The 13,155-nt window shown below is 31.0% G+C and carries 11 protein-coding genes; 4 read left to right on the top strand and 7 right to left on the bottom strand.

Features of this window, described 5'->3' with window-relative positions:
* Positions 1–97: 97 nt before the first annotated feature.
* From JHL18_RS04410 to JHL18_RS04400, 3 genes are all read right to left on the bottom strand, one after another.
* Positions 98–1,732, bottom strand: a complete 1,635-nt coding sequence (locus JHL18_RS04410; protein WP_200266518.1) for a cellulase family glycosylhydrolase — start codon at positions 1,730–1,732, stop codon at positions 98–100.
* Positions 1,733–2,241: 509 nt separating this feature from the next.
* On the bottom strand, positions 2,242–3,750 hold the full coding sequence (locus JHL18_RS04405; protein WP_200266517.1) for a DUF4179 domain-containing protein: 1,509 nt from the start codon (positions 3,748–3,750) through the stop codon (positions 2,242–2,244).
* Entirely contained in the window at positions 3,750–4,319 is a 570-nt protein-coding gene (locus tag JHL18_RS04400) for an RNA polymerase sigma factor (protein ID WP_200266515.1), read from the bottom strand. Before JHL18_RS04400 ends, JHL18_RS04405 begins: the two co-directional genes overlap by 1 nt.
* Positions 4,320–4,619: 300 nt before the next feature.
* Between JHL18_RS04400 and JHL18_RS04395 the strand changes: the two genes are divergently transcribed.
* Positions 4,620–5,432 carry an alpha/beta fold hydrolase gene (locus JHL18_RS04395; RefSeq protein WP_200266514.1) on the top strand — a complete coding sequence of 271 codons (813 nt, stop codon included), beginning with the start codon at positions 4,620–4,622 and terminating at the stop codon, positions 5,430–5,432.
* Between the two features lie 244 nt (positions 5,433–5,676).
* Here the strand turns inward: JHL18_RS04395 and JHL18_RS04390 are convergent, their stop codons facing one another.
* Positions 5,677–6,282 (bottom strand): TetR/AcrR family transcriptional regulator, encoded by a 606-nt coding sequence (locus JHL18_RS04390; RefSeq protein WP_200266512.1) that lies wholly within the window; start codon positions 6,280–6,282, stop codon positions 5,677–5,679.
* 205 nt (positions 6,283–6,487) lie between these two features.
* Between JHL18_RS04390 and JHL18_RS04385 the strand changes: the two genes are divergently transcribed.
* Both JHL18_RS04385 and JHL18_RS04380 read left to right on the top strand, forming a co-directional pair.
* Positions 6,488–7,381, top strand: coding sequence for a multicopper oxidase family protein (locus JHL18_RS04385; protein ID WP_200266510.1), 894 nt, complete (start codon positions 6,488–6,490; stop codon positions 7,379–7,381).
* Between the two features lie 301 nt (positions 7,382–7,682).
* Positions 7,683–7,952, top strand: a complete 270-nt coding sequence (locus JHL18_RS04380) for a SemiSWEET transporter (RefSeq protein ID WP_200266508.1) — start codon at positions 7,683–7,685, stop codon at positions 7,950–7,952.
* Between the two features lie 208 nt (positions 7,953–8,160).
* Here JHL18_RS04380 and JHL18_RS04375 read toward each other — a convergent pair whose 3' ends face one another.
* Positions 8,161–9,513, bottom strand: a complete 1,353-nt coding sequence (locus JHL18_RS04375; protein ID WP_200266506.1) for an MATE family efflux transporter — start codon at positions 9,511–9,513, stop codon at positions 8,161–8,163.
* A 427-nt stretch (positions 9,514–9,940) separates the two neighbouring features.
* On the opposite strand from JHL18_RS04375, the gene JHL18_RS04370 reads away from it, so the two are divergent.
* Complete coding sequence (locus tag JHL18_RS04370) at positions 9,941–11,017, top strand: GGDEF domain-containing protein (RefSeq protein WP_200266504.1); 1,077 nt, start codon at positions 9,941–9,943, stop codon at positions 11,015–11,017.
* Positions 11,018–11,202: 185 nt separating this feature from the next.
* Here JHL18_RS04370 and JHL18_RS04365 read toward each other — a convergent pair whose 3' ends face one another.
* Both JHL18_RS04365 and JHL18_RS04360 read right to left on the bottom strand, forming a co-directional pair.
* Positions 11,203–11,982, bottom strand: coding sequence for a YhfC family intramembrane metalloprotease (locus JHL18_RS04365; protein WP_200266502.1), 780 nt, complete (start codon positions 11,980–11,982; stop codon positions 11,203–11,205).
* Between the two features lie 27 nt (positions 11,983–12,009).
* Entirely contained in the window at positions 12,010–13,140 is a 1,131-nt protein-coding gene (locus tag JHL18_RS04360) for a DUF1648 domain-containing protein (RefSeq protein WP_200266500.1), read from the bottom strand.
* Between the last annotated feature and the right edge of the window lie 15 nt (positions 13,141–13,155).

Raw genomic sequence — 13,155 nt, 5'->3', positions numbered from 1 at the left:
GATATTCATTGTATACTATCTTGTAAATCAAAATACCATTTTTAAATTTTGGTTTCCGTATTTATCTATTGAATCTGGCTTGTATCAAATATCGTATTTATTTTTGTGTAAGATTAAATGCCTCCCATGCACCGCCAACTGCTGGTTTAGTAGCATATAATACACCACCGTTATTTAAATCTGTAGTTACATAAAGATTGTTTGCCATTGCTTGAAGCGCAATAGTTCCATCTGCTTGTGGTACTTTCTTAAATTTCTCCCACTGCTGGATTGTATCAGCTTTAGCTATAAGCTTGTTTCCATTGTTAAGATCTGCTGAAACATATTTTCCATTAGCCTTAGCTTGGAAAGATATAGTTCCATCTCCGTTGTCTATAACCTTGAATTGTTCCCAATCTTCTGCTGTATCTCTATTAGCCACTAATGGGTTATTTCCATAGTTATCAGCACTTATTATTTTCCCATTAGCTCTTGAGGTTAAATATGAGTACTGGCTAATTACTGGTGGAGCACTTGTATATTTCTTAACTAAGTTTTGGAAAGATGTATTAGGTAAGAAGTTTGCAGTGTTAAATTTTTGCCACTTAGAAGCTATAGTTGCAGCACTATCATTATTTATATCTGGTACTGGATTAGTATTATACTTGTAGAAGCCCCAATGGTTGCTGCCATTAGTAATCTTGTATGTCCAGTTTGTCCATGAAGCATTAATTGAGTTCAATTGTGAGAAGAATTTTTCCCATAAATCATCAAAATCGAATACACAGAATTCCCCAGCATATACTGGTACATTCCAAGAAGCTTGATGCTCTTTCATGCCTTTAATTGCTGAATCTATTAAGCCATTTTGAGCATTCCAATCTGTTGGTTGATTATCAGCCATAGCATAATAATGCATTTGATAAACTACATTTGTCCAACCATAAACTGATGGAGCATATAGTTGGTTCCAATCCCATGCACCTTCCATGTATATCATGTGGTCTGGATCTATTGCACGGATTGCTTGATAAAGTCTATTATAGAATCCATTTAACTGATCTCTTCCAACTCTATCTGGTTCATTTAATAGGTCATAACCAGCTACTGTTGGGTTGCCCTTGTAACGGTTAGCTATACCTTGCCATAAGGTTACGGTTCTATCTTGGTATTGAGTGTTTTTCCAAAGTTGTGGATCTGAATTTGCTTCTCCGCAGTTATCAAAAGTATTTTGCCCACCGAAAGTTCCATGAAGATCAAGCAACACATATATTCCTCTAGTAGAACATTCATTTACAAGCCAATCTAGCTTACTCCATGGATCTGACTTCCAATTACCATACTTGTCCATCAAATCAAGGTAGTATATAGGAACACGGACAAAATTCATCCCCATATTCTTTATGTTATCTAAGTCACCTATATTTAGCCACGCATTTTGATAAGTATTAATTAGGCTTTCTTTAGTAGCTTCACCAAATCTGTTTGTCAAAGTTTCACGTAATGTCCATTCATCTTTAACTCCAATTGGAGACATCCAACCTTCTTGTAATAGCCATCCACCTAGATTAGTACCACGAAGATTTACTACTGAGCCTGTCCCCTTATTATCTTTTATTACTGTTCCGCTAGTCTTTAAGAACCCTGTACTTCCGATAGTAGCTGCTTTTGTCTTTACTGTAGAAGTAACCATAGTCCCCAAAAGCATCAAGGTAGCAATTGCAACTGATAATCCCTTACTTTTTCTTAACATTTTAATTTACCTCCTATTATTCATATAATTATTTAGGGTTATCCAAAAATTGTTTACAAATGTCGTCTTTACTTGATGTTGTTAAAAGTTATCATTCAAATCAAAATTGTTGTGACTTATCTAACATAGACCCCTCCTTTATAACAATTTAAGCACTTTTCTGCATACAACATAACATCTTCGGTAACGCTTATTTATTTTTATAGTTTCATTTGTTTAAATTTTAATGTTTTTCCCTTATTTATACAAGTATCCAAAATTATAAAATAGGGTTAATTTTTCGATTTTTTCAATTTCATTAATATAATCACTTTAAATTTATATAGTTCAAAAACAAAACTGACTCTTCAGTACATATTTTTGTCGAAGTATTCATCTAAATTGAAAATTATCTTTTAAAAATAAGTATCTTATATTTAAGGAATATCCCTTTATACTCAACATTAATTGGTACACAAAATAGAAAAGCTGCAGAACTTTATATTCCGCAGCTTCTATATCTTTAATTACTATTTTACATCTACTACTATTTGCTTATTTTTCATAAATTCATACTTTGATATAACTAAGTTATACTCTTTATTATCTGCAAGGTTAAATTCATAATTAAAAGTATTATTTTCATTGTTGGCTTTGTCCGAATACTGCCATGTTTCCTGTGTTTTTATTAAATCTGTAATGCAAGACAGCTTATTCATTTCATCTATATTTGTAGGATATTTAATTCCTTTAGGTAAAACCTCAAAAGGATTTGACACCCTTGACGCAATAAAATCTCCACTAAAAGATGCATTTACTATTAACTTACTGTCCTTTCTATCCATTGAGTTAATTGTAACTATCATATTCTCCCCTTGACTATAAGCAAATGGTGTCTTTATATTCTTTATATCTATATATTGATCATCGCTTATAGCATTAAATTTAGGCATATTTATATTGTGTTTAAATGGCGTTATATATATTTTTTTTGGTATTTCTTTAAAAGGAGTATATGTGGTGGTCATTATTCCATCAGTAATTTTCGAATCATGTGGCTGTATTAAATTCCCCTTCTCATCATTTATATCCATATTATACAGATTAACTTGAGATGCTATCAAATCTAATTTATTAAACTTTTTTCTTAACTCCTCATTATTAATATCTTTTAAGAAGGCTTCTGATATTGATGCATACTCCTCATTAAATTTAGAATCATATTTTGATATTATCTTTGTCTCTGTTGGTGTAATTATTATCTTATCAATTCCGAATATATGCCCATCTATTTCTCTGTCATAATTTACATTCAATATTTTTGAATTCTTATTTGACAGTTCTTTAGAGGTTTCAAGCTTAAAATCCCAGTTTCCCTCTGCAAATTTATAATTTTGAGTATGAACTTCATTTATATCCCACTCTATCCTAACTTTATCATCAAGCTTCAGGTCAGAAATATCAAATGTGGTTATCACAGCATACTTTTCCAACTTTTCACCATCTTTAGATATCTTAGTATCTTCTGTCCTAATTCTATCCGAATAAATTTTTTCCAATATATCTTTCCCATTTACTTTCAAACTATTTTTTCTTAGTTGTACTCCCCACTGAAGGTTCTTTTCACTTGTCACTGTATAAATGAATTTCAAACTAGATTCATCATATATCACACCCTGCATTGTTATCTCTATACCATCATATTTTTTACTCATATTGATTTGGTCAGCATTACTAACATAGTTATCATTAAAGGAATAAATATTCTTAAGATATTTAGAAAGCTCCTTTAAAGGAGGTATATTATCGGCCAATGCAGGGGTAACCACAACTGTAGTCAAAACTAAAAAAGCTAAGGATGCTGCAATGATTGCATTTCTTCTTTTATTAACTTTTCCTTTCTTTACATTATCTACTTTATCAGACTTAATAATCTCATATGCTTGACCTAACTTTATATTAATTGAGTCTGGAATTTTTAATTCTTCTTCTTTACTCATCTCTTTTTCCATAATTCTGTTAAATAACTTTTCTTCCATTAGTCCTGTACCTCCTTTAATAACTGAAACAGCTTATTTCTGGCCCTTGATAGTCTAGACTTAACTGTACCTTCAGAAATATCCAGACACTTGGATATTTCCTTAACACTTAAATCTTCATAATAATATAGAAGAATTGGTTCTCTAAATTTAGGTTCTAGCTTCTTTACCGCCTTTAGCACAGGTTGTTTATCAAAATTATAATCATCTACATAACTTTCTTCCTTATGAAATATCTTATCTAGGAAAACTATTTTCTTTTTACTTCTCAATATGTTATTACATTCATTAACCATTATCTTGATAAGCCAAGGCTTAAAACTATGAAGATTTTTAAGGCTCTTTAAACTTTTATAAGCTTTAAGCACAGTTTCTTGGATAGCGTCTCCAATATCATCATCACTGTCTAAAATCGTTCTTCCCATTCTATATAGATCTATCTTATATTCTTCGATAACGCCTATAAACGCATCTTTATCTCCTTCTTTAGCTAATATTATATTGTTTTCAAACTCTGTTGGACTGTCATCTAATTCAAACATTCCTTCACTTACCTCATCAAAATACATAACAATTCTCCTCTTTATTTTTTGAATGAGCATTTGTATCATATAGATAAACCACTTCAATCCTTGGACTCCAAATAAAGATTTCGGTTCAAAGTGCTACATCTAAAAAGCGCTTTTTAATTTAATACACATCTATAAGACATCTACTTTAGAATTTAGGTTCCCAAAAATAAAAATTCTTTAAAATAAATTTCTTATTTAAAAATAGATAGCCTTAAATATATTTTCTATTATATGGTACAAATACCCTTTCACTAGAATAGTCTATTAATGAAATAATTCTATTATGGAGAGATTGAATTGGGATATTACGTTAGGACAGATGATGATGTAAAAATATATGTAGAAGATCTTAATCCAAAAGGAGATAAAACCGTATTATTTATTCATGGATGGCCAGCAAATCATAATTTGTTTGAGTATCAATTTGATGAATTACCTAAGCTTGGATATAGATGCATTGGCATTGATATAAGAGGATTCGGAAAATCAGATAAGCCTGCTGATGGTTATGACTACGATCGATTAGCGGATGATGTTAGATGTGTTGTTAATGCTCTAAAATTAAAGAACTTTACTTTAGGTGGACATTCTGTAGGAGGTGCCATAGCTGTTAAATACATGTCGCGTCATAAAGGCTATGGTGTATGTAAGCTTGCCCTATTTGGAGCAGCAGCCCCTAGCTTAACCAGAAGGCCTGACTTCCCTGCTGGTATTAGCAAGGAAGATGTAACAACTCTTATTGATCAAACATATGTAGATAGACCTAAGATGCTGGAGACCTTTGGTGAAATGTTCTTTTTCCAAAACATAACCAAACCATTCTCACAATGGTTCTTCAACCTTGGACTTGAAGCTTCTGGGATAGCTACAGCAGCAGTTGCTACTTCCTTTAGAGACGAAGAGTTGTTTTCTGATATAAAGAAAATTGAAGTACCAACTCTAATTCTCCACGGAATACATGATAAAGTTTGCCTCTTCCCACTTGCAGTAGCATTAAATCAAGGCATCAAACATTCTAAACTAGTACCTTTTGAAAATAGCGGTCATGGCTTAATGATAGATGAGAAAGATAAATTCAACAAAGAATTGGCAAAGTTCATAGAGGATTAAAACAAAAAAGCTGCTGAAGCGACACTTCTTCAGCGGCTTTTTTTGCGCATCTGCCTTTCCGAATGAATATGAGGAAAATTTGGCAGGCGACATAAATTTTTTTACTGTTTACCCTAAATAGCTGTTCTAAACTCTTGATATTGCTAGGTTAGCTCTCACAAAATTTTATAATTTTCTAAACAGTAAGAAATACCAGTACTAAAGCAAAGCTTTAAGTACTGGCATTTTTATTTATAATAAAATTCTATGATTTACTCTTTTTAATCAAACTTGTGCCTATCATCTTCTCAACTAAATCCAAGTAATCACCTTCGTACTGTATACTGTTGTTACAAATTAATAAAGCTATACCATGAACCATACTCCACATGGCCAATATCGCTCCTATTTGCTGCTCTTTATCAAACCCATTCTCTACAAGATATTTTTCTGCACCATTTTTGAAAACTTCAAAAGCAGTTCCTTCATGACCTATAAACTCATTGTTCTCAATCTTAATAGCTTTATCATTATTAGAGAGAAACATGAATTTTAGATATTCAGGATTTTCTACCATAAACTGCACATAGGCCTTTCCAATCTCCATAACCTGCCGCTTAGGTTCAGCCTCACTGGAACTTATAGCATCCTTAAGCTTCAAAGTAAAGCTATTCCATACCTGATTGTTTATAGCTTCTATTAACTCATCTTTATCCTTGAAATGTTTATACGGAGCTGCGTGGCTTACTCCACACATTGCAGCAACTTTTCTTAAGGAAAATTCTTTTATTCCAACTTCATTAAGAAGTAATAATCCATTTTGTATAAGTGCTTCTTTTAAATCTTTATGATGATATGTATCTTTACCCATTATTTCCTCCTAGCACTTGAAGTATTTACCTTCATAAAACCGTACAAATATATAAAGTACTATCAAATTTATTATTTAATAATGTAAGTATATCATTTGATGTTTTCATTGTAAACTTATAGTAATGTAGACAAATTTCAAGTAACACCCGTGAATCTTTTCTTATATAATACAATGAATAACTAATATTAAAGGATGTCTTACCTTGGTTATAACTCCAGATATAAATACTTTGCCTTGTATGGTCAAAAATGGGATAAAATATTTTGAGTTAATTGCTGAGCCAGTTAAACAAGAGTTGATTACTAATCTCTTTATTAATGCATGGGGATATAATGGCAGTACTCCTGGACCTACTATTGTAGTTTATCCAGGTGACACAGTTAACATCAGAGTTTATAATAACCTTCCAGAACCGACCAGCATACATTGGCATGGTCTAGATGTCCCTAACAATATGGATGGAGTCCCTGATATAGAGCCTACTCCTAAAATACAGCCTGGTAGCTATTTTGATTATAGATTTAAGATAGTTAATCCTCCAGGAACACACATGTATCATACTCATGTAAACAACAGTAAACAAGAAATGATGGGACTATGTGGAGGTTTCATAATCTTAGACCCTAAGCAAAAATCAAATATAGACTATGACTATTTTGTTATGCTTCAAGAATTTCACTTAAAGGGCCTTGAAATGGGTGAAATTAGACCTGGACTATATGATATTGACCCCATGGCTCATGAATTCAACTTTTTTACTATGAATGGACATTCCTTTCCTTTCACAACATCAATGACTACTAGTTTAAACAGTATAGTTAGAATAAGACTTGGTAATATTTCCATGAATGCTCATCCAATACATCTTCATGGCCATCAATTTTTAGTTATTGCATCTGATGGTAACAGCATGAACTATAATAATTATCTCTTAAAAAATACGATTAATATTGCACCTGGTGAGACATGGGATATACTATTTAAGTCTGATAATCCTGGCATCTGGCCATTCCACTGCCACATTGCTCATCACATGTCTAATAATATGACAAAATCAACTGGAGGAATGTTTACTACAATTAGCTATAAACATTAACTATCAAAACAAACCTTTACCACTTAATAGAATTTCATCAGACCAAAATAAAGTTAGATCTTACTAATAGTCTAACTTTATTTTTATATAGAACAAATATTTCATAACTTCCAAGCATACCATCAACCATGACTTAGAAATGTCATATACGGTTCACTCTAATCATTAATTTATGTAATACAAACACTAACTGTACCAATACAACAACAAACTTTAACAGTTGAATTGTCCTTGCTTATATAATAAACTTAGCTTGTAAACCACCACAATAAATAAAGTTTATATATCGAAGGAGGGCATGATGTTTTTTAAATTTATAAGTATAATAGCAGCCATTTTAACAACCGTTTCCTTTGTTCCACAAGCAGTAAAGACAATAAAAACAAAAGATACTGCAGGCATATCTTTCGTTATGTATCTTCTTTTTACAATTGGTGTATTCTTTTGGTTAATCTATGGTATATACATAAAAGATATTGCTATAATAGCCGCAAATGCAGTAACCTTTATTTTAGCATTCATAATATTAAAATATAAGTTTGATAATGTTCGAAAATTTAATGAAAGTTAGCAATTTTCACTGAAGTTTTGATTTCCCGATATTTAAATATATAATGAAAATAAAAAATGCACCCCAAATATTAGACAAAACTAATATTTGGAGGTGCATTTTTTATGTCTAAACATAATTTAGAAATCTAACTATCTTACTTAGTTAGTATAGCCTTTAAAAAATAAGCATGTGTCACCTGTAAAATTCTTAATCATATTTAAATATATTATGCTGAAGTTACTTCAGCTTTTCTTTGAATTACTACACGACTCTTCCACTTTCCTCTTACAAATCTAATGAAATATAATATTCCCCTAACTACCCAGTCTATGAACATTCCCATCCATACACCTGCAAGTCCAAAATGTAAAGTAACCCCTATCAAATATCCCATAGTAACCCTAAAAGCCCACATTCCTATAAATGAAGTAATCATTGTATATTTACCATCACCTGCACCTTTAAGTCCAGATGGTAATACAAACGCAATTGCCCAAACCGGAGTAAATATAGAATACAGCCTGCACACCTGAGCACTGAGATTAACTATTTCTTGATCACTAGTATAAAGTGAAGGAAGTATTCTTGAAAAAGGCAAAACTGCCAGTGCCATAATAGTTAATGAAACTGTTGCAAGTTTAGTTATATAAGCTAGAGTTTTTTCAGCCTCCTTACTATCCCCTCTTCCCATATATTGACCAACTAAAGCTGTAGCAGTAACGCATAAAGCATTTCCAGGTATATTTATCATCCCACCAATGGAGCTGGTTATAGAATTTGCAGCTATAACTGCAGTTCCCATATTAACAATGTATATTTGTGTTATTAACTTGCCTCCGTTAAATACCAAAGATTCAACACTAGCTGGTAATCCTACAGAAAATATTGGTGTGAGCAAGCTTTTATCAGGTTTAAATTTCTTTATTTCTGTAAGCTTAATTATCTTTGATCCTCTTAGTAAAACACTTAGTACAAGTACTCCACCTATTACTCTAGCTAAAGCTATACCTATTGCAGCCCCTGTAACCCCTAATCTCACTACATTTATAAATGTAAAAGTAAAAACCACATTCATGATATTCATAAAGATAGTTATCTTCATAGGCGTTTTAGTGTCTCCTGCTCCTCTAAGGATACCATTACAAATTAAATCTATAGTTATAAAGGGATAAGTTAAAAGTGTTATAGATAAATACTTATCGGTTGAATGCATAACTTCATAGTCTACAGATCCAAAAAGAAGTTTTATTAGTGGTTCTTTAAATATAAACATTAGAAGTGTAATTATTAACGTTATAAATACTCCAGAGTATAGTGCTTGTTTCATAGATGCATTTGCTTTCTTTGTATTTCCCTGTCCTATAAATTGAGCTACTACAACCATTCCCCCAATTGCTAGTGCCGAAAAGAAAGCTATGAAGATATTATTTACTGAGTCAACCATACCAATTGCTGAAACGGCTTCTTTTCCTATATGACCTGCCATCATTGTGTTTACCATTCCCATAGACATTACAAATAATTGTTCTGCAAGAATTGGCAGTGTCATAGTAATGATATCTTTACGGATAAACTTCATTTTGTCACCTACGTATAAGACTGCTGTACGAAATATAGACAATAAATATTTATACTTATTTATAAGAATCTACTTATAAATATTTATTACCCAATCGCCAATTTCCTATTTACGCCTTTCTAAATTAGTATTAAATAGCTAATGCTATGCTACAAATATCACTTTATTATTATAACTCTTACTGTCAATATAAGTGTGCTTTTAATATTAGTTTTTATTAAGACTGTATTGGCACAGTTTTAATAAAATTTTTATTCGTCTATAACTTATACTAATAAAAGATTTATACTACTAAACTTTTTACTTTATGAATCATATTCCATTTATGGATAATTTTTATTTATTGATAATTATTTTTTACATATCCAATAATAGTCCAAGCTATGCTATAATTTTCATATAACAATTTTGTTTGGAGGTGAGCTATATGATTAGTTTACTGTTTGTAAATGCTACTATTCTTATAAGTTTTATTTTTCTAGGAAATCAATTATTTCAAAATAAAAATATAAATTTATCATGTGATCTTTCTGTAAAGGATAAACTACTATTAGGATTAATAACAGGTTTAGCAGGATGTGTATTAGTCTTTTATAGTATTACTATATCCGATAAAATCCATTTAGATTTGAGAATAATAGCCATGATAATATCCTCAATTTATGGAGGATTTATATCTAACCTTATAACTACTACATTGATTGTTGTATTTAGAATTGGTTATTATGGAGTAAACGAAGCTTCTATTATAGGCTCCCTAGGTTTGATTGTTCTATTATTAATTTATAGCATAATATATAAATTTAAAATAAGCTTTAAGGTAAAGTTTATTCAAATGTTTTTATTCAATTTACTTTACGGCTTCATAGTTTTTTCAATACTTATTTCAGACTTTCCTTTACTTTTAGAAGTACTGAAAAACTATATAATCGCCAATATAATTGTATGCAGTTTAGTATATTACATATTGAACTACATAAGTAAACTCAATGCTCTTAATCGAAAGCTAAAATATGAATCTACTAAGGATTTTCTTACTGGGCTTAATAATGTAAGGTCCTTTGATAATATGCTAAATACCCTAATCCATAACACTATTGAAAAAAATGAAAACTTATCAATACTTATGCTAGATATAGATTTTTTTAAAAAGGTAAATGATACCTACGGTCATTCATCTGGTGATTTGGTTTTGAAACAGTTTAGCGATATACTGATAAGTTCATGCAGAAGTTTCGATATAGTTTCTAGAAATGGTGGAGAGGAATTCACCGCAATCTTATTGGATTGTAATTGTAAACATGCAACCCAAATTGCAGAACGGATCAGAAAAAATGTAGAAGAAGCGTTGTTTACCATTGAAGATAACAAGCAAATTCATGTAACAGTTTCTATAGGAGTAGCTTCTTATCCTGATTCAGTAGTTAATATTAATAATATCTTAGATGCAGCTGATGATGCTTTATATCTTGCAAAACGCACAGGTAGAAACAAAGTTTGCTAAGCTTAATAAAATTATAGACCATGCACAAAGGAGGTTGCACCTTCGCTTGCATGGTCTATAATTTTATATTAGTATTTTATTTAGTTTATTTTAGTGCGTTAAATATATATATCTTAATTACATACATGAACTCGTCCATTATATTAAGCATCTTTATAGTCTTTCTAATATTCTAATTTCTATCATTAGTCATTGAGTTTAGCACTTTCAAACATTTTCTTACTTTTAACTATAAATACTAATCCAATTACCGCAAATATACATAGTAATACTTCTATAACAGCCACACTAGTTATAATCTTAGACTGATATAGAGCTGGTGCAAGATCAACTAAAGCATGTAGCAAAATAGCTATTAGCAAGTATATATTCTTTCTTTGTCTTATTCCATATAAAACTATGAAAGTAAGAGCTATTTGAATTATAAATGCAAAAACCCTCTCAGCACCGCCAAGTGCTACACCAGAAGCAGTTGCATTTACTACAGAACTCTTTACCGTATCTACAACTGATGCACTCTGACCTTTTAGTAATACTCCTAGCGTACTTGAATTTACAGCCAGTGCTATAATTAATGAATTTAACATGCTCAATCCACCTATTAATATTGCTTCTATTCCTCCATGTCCTATTGCATAGCCTATGCCATCTTTCCACTCTCTATTTTTCTTGAGCAAAGTCTTAAACATTACAAAACGTCCAACTTCTTCAAAAACTCCAGCAGCCAGAGCTCCATATATACCAAAACCTAATGTACCAACTGTCAATATCTTTGAAGATATTACCGCCTTATGCATGAACTGTTCTAGTACTAAACTAAATAACACAAACCCTAATATTCCTACGAAAGTTGTTTTTATAGAGAAACGCTCTTTTATCTTAAAGAAAATAAGTGTTCCTATAGGAACTGCAAAACATAAAACCATAACTACAACTAAAGATATAATCACACTATTACTTACCATTATATTTACCCCTTACTTTAAAATTGATTAAGAAAATATTATAGGAAATATAGTCATTGCTATTATCAAAATCAATAATCCTACTGATATTACAATGGCAATTTTATTACCAAAATTTAATGTCCACCCAACACCGAAACGTTTTTCTACGAAAAGTGAAGGATCATTTGGATTATAGTATATTGATCCAAGTTTCCAAAATATATCATCATCTACATTACTAACCGTATTATCTACCTCTTCATTTGTTGGAGTTTTTAATTTACTTCCTCCTTGACCAAGTTTAAAGGTCAAAACTATTGGTACAAAAATTACAAACACAAAGGCTACTATAAGCAGTGGAGTGATCTTTCCTAAATCAACCGAGATTATATTTAATGAATTCAAATTAAATAATGTTATTAAACTAGAAAGTAGTATAGTTATCGAAAACAACATTATTGAATTAAATCTCTTAAATTTATATAATTTTTGTGATGAAGACATAGGCTGTGCTGAATCAATCTTGTTTTTACTAATTGCAATTGAGTAGTTAGCAAAAGCCAATATACCTACTAAGACTAGTGGTACCATACCATTGGTCACTACTGCCCCCATAGATTTTTCTATGAAGTTATCTGCTACTCCATATATATTCCAATGGATCCCTATTTTAGAAGGGAGCTGCTCGTACTTCATCAATGGAAGTATTAGATTAGAAATAGCTATCAGTGCAGGTATCATAAACCAATATACTGATAGTACCGCAGTACTTCTCAACTTTTGAGACATTTCTGTATTTACATAAACAACCTGTTTTTTATTTGCTAGCAAATTATTTTCAGCTTTATAGACTTTAACTCTATTGTTAGCTCTTAAGAATATGAAAAAATATCCAAAAATTATAAGAAAAACCCCTACTATTAAAACTGCTGGACTACTAAAAATAATATTCTGAGCTATAAAATATAGAACAGCCATAACTACAGTAAAGATTGTGATATTTGCATAATAGCTTTTAGTAGCCGCTTCAATCTCTTTATCTTTCGCTCTATCTAGCGGTATTAAAATACCAAATATTATATCCTTTCTGGTCATCTTTGGAGTTAGCAAAAAGCTAAAATACAATAACGCTATAACTAGAACGGACATTAAATTCATAATAAATAAGTCATTCATAAACAAACCTCCTTA

It is taken from the genome of Clostridium yunnanense (assembly GCF_016595795.1).
Lineage (GTDB): Bacteria > Bacillota > Clostridia > Clostridiales > Clostridiaceae > Clostridium_AR > Clostridium_AR yunnanense.
The sequence above is the reverse complement of the archived record's forward strand: the minus strand, read 5'-3'. Positions and strand labels throughout refer to the sequence as shown.